Origin of the sequence: Dactylosporangium sp. CS-033363 (assembly GCF_050942475.1) — a bacterium.
Lineage (GTDB): Bacteria > Actinomycetota > Actinomycetes > Mycobacteriales > Micromonosporaceae > Dactylosporangium.
Map to the genome: position 1 here is coordinate 9,850,883 of NZ_CP192032.1, position 13,808 is coordinate 9,864,690.

The following is a 13,808-nucleotide window of genomic DNA, read 5'->3' on the forward strand; positions in this document are numbered from 1 at the left end:
GCGCTAGAGGCCAGGCAGGGGCACGGTCGCGGTGCTAGCGGGGGTGCTAGGTCTAGCGGCGGCCGGCTGCTAGACCTAGCACCGTTCGCGGTCAGGCGGCGTCGCGACGACGGTTACGTTCGGTCAGCGCGGCGATCAGTACGGCACGCTCGAACCCACGGCGGTTGGCGCCCTTGCCGGTATCCGGGTCGGTCCCCCACACCTGCGAGACCTTGACCTTGAACGGCTTCAGCGCGACCGTGACGCGCTCGCCGTCCCACCCGCCGTAGACATCCGGGCGCAGCTCCGTAAGCCGAGCGGCGACGGTCTCGCACCACACTTTGGATTCACCGAGCGGTACCACAGCGGCGATGTCGTCGAGGAGCGAGATGGACGCGACCGCCGCCGGCGCGAACTGGTCGCCGAGCGCATGACCACTCAACGTCCCCGCCGTTGAACGCAGCACCCGGGCGCGGGCGACGATCGCCTCGGCAGCGACGACGTCCACATAGTACGTGCGCGTGATCTGCGGTTCGTCGCCCTCGCCGGCGAGGTACCCGATGCCGAGGTCGCGACGGGTGAACATGGTCGCGCGGATGCCGTTGCGGTAGGCGCTGGTGCCGAGCACCATGTCGTTCTCCATCTGCCCCATCACCTTGAGGCAGAACCGAAGCACCGCGTTGCCCGAGATCCCCGTCGGAAGCGACTTCGAGTCGGGCCGCTGGGTCGCGAAGACGCCGATGATGAGTGCGGCCGGGCCGCGCCGGGTGAGGTCCTCGGCGATGTCGCGCAACTCCTCACCATGCGAAGGGTGCTCGAACCACCGTTGGCACTCGTCGACTACGAGCACGATCGGATGCAGCCCGTACCGCTTGGTAGCCGCCAACTCAGGCGTGATCTTCGATTCGGGCGCCAGCTCACGCGGCAGTTCGCGCACCACCTTGGTGCGCCGGGACAACTCCTTCGCCAGCTCGCGCATGTCGGCGAGCGCATAGGCGATGTCGTCGTCATCGTCTCCCGCCCGGTACCGGTGCGCGACCGACTGCAACGGCGCGAAGTCGCCCATGCCCTTGAGGTCGTACGCGTGCAGCTCCGCGAGCGGATCGAGCGCGGCGGCGAGCAGCAGCAACCGTGCCGCGAACGTCTTGCCCACCCGCGGGATCGAGCCGATGACCATCGACGCGAACGCCAGCGTCAACGCGACTGGCCGGCCACGCTGGTCGGTGCCGAACGGGACCGGCTTGAACAGGTCGACCGTGCCCGACTTCAGCAACGGCCACGCCGGCCGACGCGACTTGGAGAGGTCCTCGTCGCCCACCCACAAGACCAACCGCCCCGGGTGTACGTCGAGATTGCCCTCCGGCCACACACAGCCCAGCGGCCGGCCGAGCGCCGACGCGAGTTCCTTGCGCTTGTCGGCGACCTGGTCGACCGTCGTGCCGGGCGGCAGGTCCACGGCCGCCCGCCACCCCGGCCCGTCGCGGCTGATCGGTTCCGCGAACCGGATCGCGTCCTTGGGACCCCGCTTGGCGATGGCCTGGTTGATACCCGCGACGCCGATGGCGCCCAGGGCGGCGAGCACTACGTCGGACGTCAGGCGCGGCGCACGGGTCACCGAGACCGCGTTGTCCAGCAGCGGCCGATCGGCCGGTCCGCCAGCAAGGCCGAAGAGTGCGATGGCGGCGACGAGCGCGACATACCAGTACACCCGCGGCATCAGGAGAAACGTGAACGTCACGCTCCCGAGCGCCAGCGCGCCCACCACCAGCAGGACCAGCGTCCGCAGGCGCACCCGAGCGTCGCGCTGCCGTGAGAGCTTGAGGTACTCCTCGGCGTTCTCCCGCCGCACCGCCGCCGCGCGAACCGGCGCGCCCTCGGCATCGGTGACCCAGCGGACGGTGCCGGCCACGAATCGCGCCACGCCACGTGGGGTTCGGATCAAAAGCTTGCAGGTGTACTTCGGGCAGCGCGTCAGGTGATACAGGCTCGCATGCGTGTAGTACGCGACGACCCACTTGGTCTGGGTCAGCAACTCGGTCCGCGACCGCGCCCACGCGGGGACGATCGGACGGCGTTGCGCGGTCCGGAGGGCGGCGACACTCCACCGGGCCGGCTTGAGCGCATCGGGAGCATCGACCGGCACCGGGAAGTCGAGGATCTCGGCCTCGTGCCGGTCCCAGTCGAAGCCTTCTGGGTTTGCCATGATGGGTGTTCCTCCACCGAGGTCTGTGATGGCTGACGAGGAGGCCGGGGCGCGGCCGGAGGTTTGCGAGGCCGGAAGGCCGCGCCCCGGGCGGAGCTACCGTTCGAGGTCGTCGATGACCTCGCCATCGCTGCGGGTAAGAACGGCGGCCAGCTCGTCGTAGGCGCCGGCGTCGAAAGCCGACACGAACGCGGCCGGCCCCGCGGGGAGCGTCGCGTCGCACGGCTCGCCCTCGGTCGAGATGACCGTGATCCGGTTCCGGGTGACCGCCGCAAGCTCGGCACCGGGTACCACGGCCACGACGTAGTTGGACACCGGGCAGCAGAGCGCGTCCTGACGCAGCCCGGTCCAGCCTCCGCCGAGCAGCGAGTCGGCGACCGCGTCCGCGGACGTGCCGAGCGCTTCGAGGGCGATGATCAGGTGGCGGTACAGCGTGCTCATTCGCTTGTCTCCTAAGCGGTTTGGGCGTTGAGGTGGCGACGGACGGTCCGGTCGGTGACTCCGACCCGCCGCGCGATGTCCGCGGCGGACATGTCCGGATGCCGCTCACGGAGGCGAGCGATCGCGGACGCGGTGTCGCGCTTACGGGGTTTCGGCGGCGTCTGCTCGATGTCCGGGTCCGTGTCCGGCGCGACGTCCGCCGGCAACGGTTCCGGCTCGGATTCCGTTGGTGCCGCGCGCATCCGGCCGGCCAGCTCGACCAGGCAGACCGACGCGACCACGACGACGCCATCGACGGACAACGGGATGAGGTACGGCGCGAGGCCCTGCTCCCCGTACCGCGCGGCCACGCCGGCCATGTGCGTGTACGACACCCACGCGGCGATGCCCGCGATGCACGCCGTCGCGGTCAGGCGCACGGCGGCCAGCGACGGGCGATGCACCGGTACCCGCGAAATCAGCTCCACGGTGAGCAGCAGCGCGAGCGGCGGCCACGCCGAGATGGCCTGTGAGATCGGGTTCGGGTCGGCGTGCAGGATGTTCGCGGCGACGGAGGTGGCGACGCCCAGGACGAGGGCGCCGCGCACTCCCCACCGCACGCCGATCAGGTGGCGCTCGTTCACTTACCACCGCCGAGCGAATCGCCGATGGCGGTCATGCCCGAGCGGACGCCGTCGACGACGGCGTGCGACGGCTTGGCAAGCACCCCGTTCGACCCGGCAACGACCATGCCGAGCAGGAACGCGGACAACGCGGTGACCGCGATTCGGCCACGCGTCCTTCGGTCGACGAACAGCGTGGCCAGCAGGCCAAGCAGGATGAGCGAGAAGATTCCGAGACTCATGTCGGGCCTCCCTTCATGCGGCGCGGTCGAGGGACTCAGCGAGGCTTCGGTAGACCAGCGCGGCGGCCTCGCGCAGCACGCGCCTTTCGGCGGTACGCAGCCGATGCCAGTCGCGAACCGTGGGCTGCGGCTCCGCGGTCAGGACGCGGATCTCGGCGGCGACCAGGGACATCTCTGCCTCGATGAGCGGCCACTCGCGCTGGATCGCTTCGAGCTCCGCGGGCGAAGGACCGTCAGTGGTAACGATCTTCATGGCCTTCCTTTACAACTCGACGTTGTATTCGGGCGCGAGCAACGTACAACTTGACGTTGTATTCGAGCAAGGGCGGCTTTGCCGACTTAGCTAGCTAAGTTCGGTAGGCTCGCCAGCGATGAGCGAGGAGCTACCCGCGGACTGGTGGACGACCGATGACGTCCTGGCGTACCTGCGATCCGCGGGTGCGCCGATCAGCCGCGTGACGTGGGCGGCCTACGTGTCGCGCGGCCAGGCCCCGGCCGCTGATCGCATGTTCGGCCGCTCGCCGGCTTGGCGGCCGGCCGCAGTGCGCGAGTGGCAAGCCTCTCGCCCCCGACGCGGTTCCATCGATTCCCCACCTCCCTCCGTCGACCCGTCCTCCGATGAAGACAAGTCAACCGGGAAACCGGCGCGCCGCCGATGAACCAAGCCACCATCATCGATGCATTCCCGATGCAGCCATGATGCAAAGAGTCCCCGAGCGCCAGGCCCGGGGACTCTTTGCGTTACGGCTAAGCGATCTCGAACGCCCGCAGCGCCTCGTCGAGACTGTCGCGCAGCCTACGCGTCTCACGCTTGCCGAGGAACGCGATTGAGGGCGCCCCGTCCATCGCGTGGTAGGCAATCTCTACGCCCTCGACGCCATCGCGCCGCGTCACGATGAGCACGACACTGCCCTCGGTCCACCGCACCTCTCCGGCGCAGTGCGCATGAAACGTCGCTCCAGCCTGGTGGTTGACCCCACACCAAGCGGGACACTCGGTGATCGCAGGGACTTCCGACTCGACCGTCATGGCCTCTCCCTTCGCCTGACCTGCGAGTCCAAAGGTACAGACGTCTAGACGCATACACCACCTGACGACCAGACGTCTGTACGTACAGTAATCACATGATCACGCCCGATCGGGAAGGCGCTGCATACCGGCAGCTCGCCACGGTTCTGCGTGATCGCATCCGTAACGGTGAGCTACCACCGGGCCGGCGGATGCCATCGGAGAAGGATCTCCACGACGAGTTCGGCCTTGCCCGCGAGACCGTACGGCGCGCCATGGCCGTCTTGCGCTCGGAGGGTCTGATCGAGATCCGGCCGGGCCACGGCACGTTCGTCGTCGACACCCCGCCGCACGTGAGACTCAGCCCCGGCGACAGTGTCACCTCGAGCGCGGGTCTCACCGTCACGCGAGCCTCGGGCGAGGTCGAGACATACCCCGCGGGTACCACGCTGACGGTCGCCTGACGACGATGAGCCAGCCGGCGCGGGACACGGTGATCGACCAGTGGACCGGCCGCCACGCCTGCGCGCTCCAAGCCGCGCTGCGCATGTCGCAGGACGAGATGGCCGACCGTCTCGGCGCCGCGAAACGCACGATCGCGTCCTGGCACGGCGCCCCGGACGTACGCATCCGGCCGGAGCTGCAACGGGCACTCGACACCATGTACGAGCAAGCGCCCGAGTCCGTGAAAGTGCGCTTCGCCCGACAGTTGCGCGCCGAGGATCGAGCCGATGTCGACGCCGCACCCGCCGGCGTGACGCTCGCCATCGCCATCGCCGTGGTGACCAACGGGACCGACGTCCTGCTCGTCTGTCGCCGCGAGAACGACCCCAACGCGATCACGTGGGGCTTCCCCGCGGGCGTCGTCAAGCCTGAGGCCAGGGCCCGCACCGTCGCCGTGCGCGAAACGCTCGCCGAGACCGGCATCCACTGCCAGGTCGTACGCGAACTCGGCAGCCGCATCCACCCCGTGACCGGTGTCTTCGCCGAGTACTTCCTCTGCGTCTACCTCGCCGGCCAGGTCGAGAACCGCGACACCGACGAGAACGTCGACGCCATCTGGATCCCGCGGCAGCGAGTTACCGACTTCATCCCGCCCGAGCGCATCTACCCACCCGCACTGCGAGCACTCAGCGAGGAATCATGACCGAGCCAGCCCGCCCCACCATCGCCGCCGCCGTCATCATCGAAGAGGGCCGGCTGCTGCTCGTCCGCCGCCGCGTCAAGGAGGGGCAGCTCTCCTGGCAGTTCCCGGCCGGCGAGGTCGAGCCGGGCGAGACCGACGAGGAAGCCGCCGTACGCGAGGCCAACGAGGAGACCACGCTGACGGTCCGCGCGACGCACTCCCTCGGCAGCCGCGTGCACCCGAACACGGGCCGCACCATGGCCTACGTCGCGTGCGACCGCATCAGCGGCACCGCGGAGGTCGGCGACCCCGAGGAGTTGGCAGAGGTGGCGTGGTGCGACCGCGCCACCCTCACCGACTACGTCCCGTACCCCTTCTTCGGCCCGGTTCAGGAGTACCTCGACGCCACGCTCGTCTGAGCCTCAGGCCGCGTCGAGCAGATCCCGCAACCGCGACCGGACCGCACCGTCATGGAAGTGATCCGGCAGCGGTACCCCGCCCACGTCCTGCCGGCCCGAGGCAACGTCGTCCATCGAGTTCGACGGCAGCGCCTCGGCAAGCTGGAGGCACTCGCGCGCGTACTTGCGCGCCTCGTCCGTCTCCCCCAACTCCCGCAGCCGCACGGCTAGGGCGTAGGCGTACTCCGCGGCGGCCCGATCGTCCTGGTAGAACCGCTCCTCGTCGTACTGCTTCCGCAGCTCGCCAATCGTGACGACCGGCGCCGCGCCGTCGTCAACCATCAGAACAGGTACCGCTCGGCCACGGTCTGGTAGTTGAACAGCTCCGCCTCGGAGAACCACAGCTCGACCTCGTACTTCGCCTCTTCGGAGTTCCCCGACGCGTGGATGAGGTTGGCGGCCACCGTGTGGTTGGCCTCGGTGTACGCCTTCGACGTGTGCGCGAAGTCCCCGCGGATCGTGCCGGGGTTCGCCATGTTCGGGAACGTCACGCCGACCAGCCGGCGCACGGTCGGCACCGCCTCGACGCCCTCCAGCACCAGGGCGATGACCGGCCCGGTCTGCATGAAGTTCGCCGTGACGTCGAAGACCGACTTCCCGAACCGCTCCTCCAGGTCGAAGTAGTGCTTCTTCGCCAGGTCAGCGTCCATCTGCACCATCTTGGTGCCCACGATCTTCAACCCAGCTTCCTCAAACCGCTGGATGATCCGCCCAGCCAGCCCACGCGCCACCGCGTCCGGCTTCAGCAGTACAAGGGTCCGCTCCAACGCTGCCATCAGGTCTCCCAAGTGCGGCGACTCTCTCCAGACACATAGCCTGCCCTACGGCATCTGGATCCAACGCACCGGGGCCGCGCGGGCGCTTCACGGTCAGCGCGGGCATTTCCGCCATCAGCGCATGGACGTTTTGATCCCTGCGGCGCGCGCCCACGCCCTCATGTACTTGCCGGTGCTAAGAAGCGTGCCGTCACTCCACTCGGCGCCCAGAGCGTTCGACAAGATCGCCCCGACCGCAGTCGGTTTTAAGGCGGGGTTCTCGTCGAGGGCTCTCATCGCGTCGCCGCACCCAGGCAGCCGATTTAACAAGTCTCTCAGCCTGCTCGGGTCTATCTCCTCATTCACGACCAAGCCGTCGGCAATTGATATTCCCCCGGCCTGCGTGATGGAGATAGCCCCCACCTTCAGAAGTTCGCGCAAATGTTTGCCGGCGTAAGCGTCAGCCATCGCACCTGGTCCCTGAGCCGCGATCGACTTCAGAGCCGATAGAGCAGGTCCCGGCGCCTCGTGCGGGAACGAACTGCCAAGCCTCGCTACTGGTCGAACGCCCAGAATTCGAACTTCCGCCGGAATGTCTCCCTCCGGTGTTATCTCCATAATCTGGCCTGAAATCCGCACCAACCCGGCGTACTCGAACCACCGCGCAAACGCCCGAGCATGGTCGGGCCAGGTACGAAGATCAGGCGAAACCGCAGGGAAGATTGAAGGTAGATCTCGCGCATAGGATGCAAGGGATACGCGACCCGAGCCTCTCTCGGCCATTTGAAGAAGCCTGCCATAGGCGCGATGCCGACGAAGTGAACTGGCTACCCTTCGCCTAATTGCGTCCTCGCGATCAGCCGCCGACCAGATTTCCGCCGCCACACGGACGCGGTTGCTCTCATACACTGTGATGCCTAAGAGTCGCAGCTCCCTCGACACGTTAAAGACGGCCTTGTCGCTCGTACCCCATCGCGCCGCAATCTCCGGAACAGACCCGTTCCCGTCCGGTGGAAGGACGGCTAGGAGCCTTGCGACGGACGCGGGCGGGAGACGCAGAATGTAGGTATCTTCCACGGGAACTCTTCCCGTGTTTAGGAAGTCACGAAAGGTGTCCCAGTAAGTATCGAGTCTCTCACCAACCTGCACAATCAATCTTCGGTCGAGTAGTGATTGGATAACGGGCGGAGGAACACGATCCGTTACCTCGCTTGCCGCAACAGGCGCAAACCTAGCGACATACTTCAGAGCATCTTGCTCAACGGGCTGCAGTTCCGCCAAGTCGGCTTCAAAAAGATTCTGAATATTTAGAGCCTCTGCAAGAAGCCGCTCTTGCGTTACGCCGGCACGAGCCTCTCTGATCAGATGCCCGCAGAGCTTTTTGAGCAGCCAAGGAAGCCCTTGAGAGTACTCGCGCAAACGCTGGCGCAGGTCAGGGACTAGGCGCTGGCCAAGCGCCTTTTCAAGCCTTCGCAGGAGGGTGTCTACCTCTCGTGGCCCAAGGGGCTCCAAGGTAACGACGACAGCGTTCGCTCGAATCTCATCACGAAGCTGATACGGATGACCTTCGGTCCAACCCACGAGGTCCGTCTTCCACGCAAACCCCACCACAAGCCCGCCACCGCATTCACGTGCGCCTAGAGCAAGGTCGCGGAACTCCCGAGTGAGCACTGGATCCTTGAATACATTCTCAAACTGGTCGAAGAACACAACCAAACGCTTCGTGGATACCCAGTCGGCGCGTGAAAGCGTCGCGAGAGCGCTCGCCAGAGTAGCCCAAGCCGCGTCGGGCGGCAGACTGAGCACACCACCTGCCTGAGCCTCTAGCGCCGCCCTTCGCAGAACCGTGGTCAGGTACGCCTTGGTAGTGGCTGTACGAGCGTCGGCCACTACGGCATGGCCGAACTCTTTCTCGCCGACGAGCGCTTTCAGCCTCAGCGCGAGCGAGCTCTTACCCCATCCTGACTGTGCGTTGAGTACAATTACATTTCCGCCACGGGAGACTACCGACTCTAGTTCCGAGATCACCGGCGAACGTCCGATAAAGAAGCGCGGCGATGCCGGCAGCTGATACTCGAAGTCCGATTCGCTTCCGGCAACCGTCGCAATGACCGGCTCGTGCTCCGGAGTGGACGGCACACTTGCCGCATCCCGAAGGACCGACAGATCAACCGCTTCTATCCCGTCTCCATACCCCGGCGAAGCTGCGACCAAATCTAACACTGGGAGCGGAACAGGGGTCGTCGCACCCCATACCACGACACGCTGAGCAGTACGTGTTTGCGGGTCGAGCTGGATAGCACAGCTATAAAGGCCGTGTTCAGTTATCGCGACGGCATGGTCGTCGATCGGGCCGATATCGACGGGTATGTCGACGATCAACGATTGCTGTCGCATCGACAAGACTACGTCATCGGCCGTCAGGACCTTAAATCGCGAGTCGCCCTCCATAATCTGCCGAGCTTTCTCATCACCCTCAGCAGTCAGCCTCGGCAATGCGACGAAATAGCCATGCAGTTCGGGATTGGAGATTCGCTCGACGGTTAGCGCCCCGAAGAACTGAACCAGCATCTCGCTCTTTACGGGACTTGAGTAGGCCTTGCATTCAGCTATTGCGCGATGATTCGCCATCCTATGGCGCAAACTGACATCTAACTCAATACCCCGCGAGGTCGTTCTGAGCTTCGAGTTCGTCGGCTCTTCATATCCATAGAGAGCCATCAACCGTGCGATAAAGTCCTCAAATAGGTGGCCAGCCTTGTGGGCCGCCAAACCCCCATCCCCGTCTACTAGAACCAGCACACGGGCGTCCGGGATGGGTAGTCGCTGCATAGCCCATGGACTTTACAGACGTTCACCGATCATGGTAAGGACCGATCAGTGGACGGGTACCCGCTGGCCGTCCATGGAAAACGGACGCCCAGCCGCCCCGCCCCTGACAGAAAGTTGAGTCATTCCGGATGTCGAGCGCTTTCGCGTTTCCGGACCGGCGCGCACACCCGCTGGCGGCACGGACGGCGTGCTGCTATTGCGACGCAATCTGAGAATCGCTGCCGTCCGACCCCTTCGGAAGCTGGGCGCTGGGCTGATCCCGATGGCCGGCACGGCCGCCGACAGCCGCTGGTGCCATCCGAGTCTCAACGCAGCAGATCGCCCGGCTCACGGTTCACCGTTCGTCCAGGTCAGAAGGCCCTAAGAGCCCGAGACGTTCACCCCTCCGGAGAAGGAGGCCTTGAGTTTGGTTCCCAGCCGGGGCGCCTTGGCAAGGCTTAGCCAGTCGCCTGCCAGCGGCTGGCAGCTGATACGCCCAACCTAAAGGGATTGACCTGGGACGGTCCCGGCCCGCACCATTCGCTGATGGGCAAGCGGTCGACTTCGACGGAGAAGCGGTTGCGCTGGTTCGACGACGGCGCGCCTATGCTGCGCCTGGTCGCAAACCGTCTTGGTATCGGCGACTGGCTTCCCATTCACGAAGAGTACTACGCTTGCCCGTGCTGTCTCATGGCCTACAACCGCGCTGCGGTGTTCGCCGGCGTTCTCACCGAGGAGCACGTGCCAGCCGCGGTCGTCGGCGGCCGAGGATTGCTCCTCACCTGCAAGAACTGCAACAGCAATGCCGGCCGGGACTTTGATGCACACGCTGGTACCAGGCTTCAGGCCGATGACTTCGCGCGTGGCAAGGTGACCGACCGCACCCTGCCCGCTACGTCCTACGTCGACGGAATACCGCTCAGAGGCACCGTCCGAATGACGAGAGACGGCATTCAGATGTTCGGAGTGCCAAAGCAGAACGACCCAAAGACCATGGCCGCGCATTTCGCAGCGCTCGACGCTTACGCTCAAAGTGGCATCACACCTAACCATTCGTTCACGGTGCATACCCGCTATGACGAAAAGCGGGCAAGGTATTCCTGGATACGTTCGGCTTACTTGGCGGCGTTTGCAGCGCTGGGTTGGAGCTATATTTTCCAGGACGTTATGGAGCCATATCGGGAACAGCTCAAGCAGCCGGATACACAACTGGTACCCACGTACATCGGGAATGACCGGTCAGCTTCGTCGTCCCTGCGCCGCATCCTCCTTGTCACCGAGCCTGACGATCTGCGTTGTGTCGCGGTAAACCTGGGAACCCATACGATTTTCTTGCCGGGCATACCCCCTTGGCGACCACAGACGTGTGATGAACTGGTTCAAGCGTTCTCAAGGTATAGAGGCGATGACGAGCGCTTGAATGGTGAAATCAGCGGTAAGGAAGTCTCGTGGCCGCGATGGCCTACGTATCTCTTGGATCGGCCGCCCGCGCCGAATCATCCAGAACATCCAATGAACAGTGATCGATGCTTTCCTCGTTAGCTCGGCCCAGGTTGAGGAGACATTGACAGTTGGCTGGCTCCTAGATCGGATGCGGGTCTCCCGCTGGCTGTACAGCCAGTCGTACAGCCGAAGCACCCGACGCGAGCTGACTTAGGCTGACATCGACCATCGTGCCGTCTGCGGTTTTAACGAAGCCAACCGGCAGCGCCCGTAACTCTTAATCTGCGGGTTGTAGGTTCAAGTCCTACGCGGCGTACAGTTTTTATTGGTCGCAAGCTCCCGTAAGGGGAGACAAGCCTCCACCTAACACCCCTCACAATCTGCGCCTCCAGTCGAGACCTCAAGGGGTTGGTCTGCATGAACAGATCGGGTGGGCAATGCGGAGTTTTGCACTCACGCGATTCACTTGTTTCAATCTTCGGAGCGTTCTTCGCAACATCTCGCCAACCCCACCTCGGACGTGTTGGCCTAGCGTGCTTGGCCTAGCACGGTAGGCTCTACATGTGACCGATCGTAGTGAGGACGAACTGCGCTCCGTCGTCGCGGAGTACGAGGAGACCAAGAAGGCCGCCCTCGCAAAGCGTGACAGCGCCTTGCGATCGTTCCAAGCTGCCGGCTGGCGAGCCGTCGACCTGCAGCGCGTCACCGGCTACAGCCGCGAGACCATACGGCAGGCGCTCAATCCCGACGCCCGGGTCGCCGCCAACTCCAGCCGCCGCAAGGTTACCGACGCGGATGTCAGGCCACCGGCAGACTACGTGCCCTACGGCGACCGGAAGCCGTACCTCGTCGCCGAAAGCCTTGAGGAGCTCCACGGTCCCACGTCGGGCACCGTCACCCTGCCGCACCATCTCAACTGGTCGAGTAACCCACAGTATGTCCTCGACCGGCCCGCACGTCTTGCCTCGATGTACGAGACCGTCCTGAACGAGGCGACCAGAGCCGGGGATCTACGCGACTGGCTCGATCGACCCACGCTGATCCGACTCTGGCCGCAGCTTTGGCTACCGCCCCGGCTCCGTCGCCTCTGGGAAGACCGCTTTCCCGAACTCATCCCCGCTCGGGCCGACGCGGCCTGATGTGGACACTTCCACGAGCGACTGGCCCGAATCGGGCTGGGCGCGGGCGATCAGTTCGGGTTCGCGCTCGCCGGCGGATATGCAGTGCAGGCCGCCGGCCTGCTGGAGCGGCCAAGCGAAGATGTCGACCTCTTCACGTCCTGGGACCGACGGAGCGATTTCAACGCAGCAGTAGCGGCCGTGGTTGACGCATATACGAACAACGGCCTCAAGGTGAGCATCGACGTTCAGTTCGAGACGTTCGCCCGCCTTATTGTGGCCGATGGACAGCAGGTCTCGAAAGTTGAACTGGGCGTCGATTGGCGCGCCAACGACCCCGTCGTCATGGCAATCGGCCCGGTTCTGCACCCCGACGATGCCGTCGCCAACAAGATGGCTGCGCTCTACGGCCGCGCCTCCGCCCGAGATTTTATCGACATCGACGCTGCCGTCAGTTCAGGCCGGTACGACCATGAGACTTTGCTGCGCTTCGCCGAACGAGCTGACAGCGGCTTCGACCGTGGATTCTTCGCCGCCGCACTTGGTCGAGCGCAGGTGCTCGACGACGATACCTTCGCCGAGTACGGCTTGGACGGTCCGGCTCTCGAAGCGCTGCGTACTCGGTTCGCAGCATGGCGAGCCACGCTACTCAACGCACAAGCCTGAGCGCTTTCCTGGTCGGCTGACGACTTGGATCGGACAGGTCCAAGAATGGCACGCCGTCATTTTCCGATCGCGTTTTCTGCACTTTGCGGCGGTCCGCGATACTCACAGCCCCGGCCTCGACGCCGTTCAGGGTGTGTGTCCGAGCTTTGTCGTCCACAGTTCCACGCCGATGGCGGGGTGCTCGTCGGTGCTCGCGGGATCGCTGGTGACCGTGATGCAGAGGTCGACCCTGGTCCGGCGGATCGGTTGGCATTCGGCGTCGCTCCAGCCCTTGGACTCGCGCAAGTGGCGTTGCAGGCGTTCGGTGAGGACGGTGGTGGACTCGCCGTTGTCGCCGGTGATTTGGTAGTACGTCCAGCAGGCGTGGCCGGTCCGGTCGCAGCCGTTCTCGCCGTCCGGGCCCTCCGCGGTGGTCGCCTCCAGGCCGGCCGGGAGCGGGAACAGCTCGTCCGGCGAAGGGACGCTCACCTGGTCGTGGAGGAGGCCTCCCCCGCAGCCTCCGACCGCCAGCATCCCCGCGGCTACGGCGGTGGCGGTCCAGCGCTGCCACGACGGGCCGCCGGAGCCTGTCCCGCGCAGACGGCTCCACAGCGGCCTTACGGAGCCGCGACGCAGGTGGACGCGCCAGACCACGGCGAGCAGGGCCAGACCGCCGAGAAGGGGGTACCAGATCAGGGTGGAGCCGGCCACGCTCCGGTCACCCGGCCGCCCGGGGAGGACCCACCAGATCGATCCGATGGCGGCGAGCAGCACGAGCGCGACCGGCAGCGCCGCCCGGTTGCGCGGGGCGAGCAGGCAGAACAGGGCCAGCGGCAGCCAGGCGCAGATGACGATGAGCACCGTGGCGCTGGACGACAGCCGCCACCCGGCCGCGATGGCCACGGCCAGGCCCACCGCCGGGACGCCGAGGCGCCACAACAACGACTTCACGACCCTGAGAACGCGTTCGGCGTCGA

General features: G+C 65.5%; 16 protein-coding genes. 6 read left to right on the forward strand and 10 right to left on the reverse strand.

Translation table 11 applies throughout. The features are described 5' to 3' along the window. Positions 1 to 91: 91 nt before the first annotated feature. The 6 genes from ACQPZ4_RS45410 to ACQPZ4_RS45435 form a co-directional block, all read right to left on the reverse strand. Positions 92 to 2,182 (reverse strand): cell division protein FtsK, encoded by a 2,091-nt coding sequence (locus ACQPZ4_RS45410; RefSeq protein ID WP_433051138.1) that lies wholly within the window; start codon positions 2,180 to 2,182, stop codon positions 92 to 94. Positions 2,183 to 2,278: 96 nt separating this feature from the next. Further along, a complete protein-coding gene (locus tag ACQPZ4_RS45415; RefSeq protein ID WP_433051141.1) occupies positions 2,279 to 2,623 on the reverse strand; it encodes a hypothetical protein in 345 nt (114 codons plus the stop codon). Positions 2,624 to 2,634: 11 nt separating this feature from the next. Further along, positions 2,635 to 3,246 (reverse strand): DUF2637 domain-containing protein, encoded by a 612-nt coding sequence (locus tag ACQPZ4_RS45420; protein ID WP_433051143.1) that lies wholly within the window; start codon positions 3,244 to 3,246, stop codon positions 2,635 to 2,637. Beyond that, positions 3,243 to 3,467, reverse strand: coding sequence for a hypothetical protein (locus ACQPZ4_RS45425; protein WP_433051145.1), 225 nt, complete (start codon positions 3,465 to 3,467; stop codon positions 3,243 to 3,245). The genes ACQPZ4_RS45420 and ACQPZ4_RS45425 overlap by 4 nt, the downstream gene beginning before the upstream one ends. Positions 3,468 to 3,480: 13 nt before the next feature. Next, positions 3,481 to 3,720 (reverse strand): DUF6284 family protein, encoded by a 240-nt coding sequence (locus tag ACQPZ4_RS45430; RefSeq protein WP_433051148.1) that lies wholly within the window; start codon positions 3,718 to 3,720, stop codon positions 3,481 to 3,483. A gap of 494 nt (positions 3,721 to 4,214) precedes the next feature. Next, positions 4,215 to 4,496, reverse strand: coding sequence for a hypothetical protein (locus tag ACQPZ4_RS45435; protein WP_433051151.1), 282 nt, complete (start codon positions 4,494 to 4,496; stop codon positions 4,215 to 4,217). A 95-nt stretch (positions 4,497 to 4,591) separates the two neighbouring features. On the opposite strand from ACQPZ4_RS45435, the gene ACQPZ4_RS45440 reads away from it, so the two are divergent. Genes ACQPZ4_RS45440 through ACQPZ4_RS45450 form a run of 3 tightly spaced genes read left to right on the forward strand, consistent with a single transcriptional unit; the run spans position 4,592 to position 6,020 of the window. Next, the gene (locus ACQPZ4_RS45440) at positions 4,592 to 4,939 is read left to right on the forward strand and encodes a GntR family transcriptional regulator (RefSeq protein WP_433051154.1); all 348 of its coding nucleotides are present in this window, start codon (positions 4,592 to 4,594) and stop codon (positions 4,937 to 4,939) included. A 5-nt stretch (positions 4,940 to 4,944) separates the two neighbouring features. Then, the gene (locus ACQPZ4_RS45445; RefSeq protein ID WP_433051157.1) at positions 4,945 to 5,622 is read left to right on the forward strand and encodes an NUDIX domain-containing protein; all 678 of its coding nucleotides are present in this window, start codon (positions 4,945 to 4,947) and stop codon (positions 5,620 to 5,622) included. Further along, a complete protein-coding gene (locus ACQPZ4_RS45450; protein WP_433051160.1) occupies positions 5,619 to 6,020 on the forward strand; it encodes an NUDIX hydrolase in 402 nt (133 codons plus the stop codon). The genes ACQPZ4_RS45445 and ACQPZ4_RS45450 overlap by 4 nt, the downstream gene beginning before the upstream one ends. A 3-nt stretch (positions 6,021 to 6,023) precedes the next feature. On the opposite strand, the gene ACQPZ4_RS45455 is transcribed toward ACQPZ4_RS45450, so the two are convergent. The 3 genes from ACQPZ4_RS45455 to ACQPZ4_RS45465 form a co-directional block, all read right to left on the reverse strand. Then, a complete protein-coding gene (locus ACQPZ4_RS45455) occupies positions 6,024 to 6,341 on the reverse strand; it encodes a hypothetical protein (RefSeq protein ID WP_433051163.1) in 318 nt (105 codons plus the stop codon). Further along, positions 6,341 to 6,835: a nucleoside-diphosphate kinase gene (locus ACQPZ4_RS45460; RefSeq protein WP_433051166.1), complete on the reverse strand. Its 495-nt coding sequence runs from the start codon at positions 6,833 to 6,835 to the stop codon at positions 6,341 to 6,343. Before ACQPZ4_RS45460 ends, ACQPZ4_RS45455 begins: the two co-directional genes overlap by 1 nt. A 114-nt stretch (positions 6,836 to 6,949) precedes the next feature. After that, positions 6,950 to 9,646, reverse strand: coding sequence for a restriction endonuclease (locus ACQPZ4_RS45465; RefSeq protein WP_433051169.1), 2,697 nt, complete (start codon positions 9,644 to 9,646; stop codon positions 6,950 to 6,952). A gap of 525 nt (positions 9,647 to 10,171) precedes the next feature. On the opposite strand from ACQPZ4_RS45465, the gene ACQPZ4_RS45470 reads away from it, so the two are divergent. The 3 genes from ACQPZ4_RS45470 to ACQPZ4_RS45480 all read left to right on the forward strand — a co-directional run bounded on the left by ACQPZ4_RS45470 (position 10,172) and on the right by ACQPZ4_RS45480 (position 12,852). Continuing rightward, positions 10,172 to 11,167 carry a hypothetical protein gene (locus ACQPZ4_RS45470; RefSeq protein ID WP_433051172.1) on the forward strand — a complete coding sequence of 332 codons (996 nt, stop codon included), beginning with the start codon at positions 10,172 to 10,174 and terminating at the stop codon, positions 11,165 to 11,167. Positions 11,168 to 11,631: 464 nt separating this feature from the next. Then, positions 11,632 to 12,207, forward strand: coding sequence for a hypothetical protein (locus ACQPZ4_RS45475; RefSeq protein ID WP_433051175.1), 576 nt, complete (start codon positions 11,632 to 11,634; stop codon positions 12,205 to 12,207). A 21-nt stretch (positions 12,208 to 12,228) separates the two neighbouring features. Next, complete coding sequence (locus tag ACQPZ4_RS45480) at positions 12,229 to 12,852, forward strand: nucleotidyl transferase AbiEii/AbiGii toxin family protein (RefSeq protein ID WP_433066969.1); 624 nt, start codon at positions 12,229 to 12,231, stop codon at positions 12,850 to 12,852. 126 nt (positions 12,853 to 12,978) lie between these two features. Here ACQPZ4_RS45480 and ACQPZ4_RS45485 read toward each other — a convergent pair whose 3' ends face one another. Further along, entirely contained in the window at positions 12,979 to 13,782 is an 804-nt protein-coding gene (locus ACQPZ4_RS45485) for a hypothetical protein (RefSeq protein WP_433051178.1), read from the reverse strand. Positions 13,783 to 13,808 lie beyond the last annotated feature (26 nt).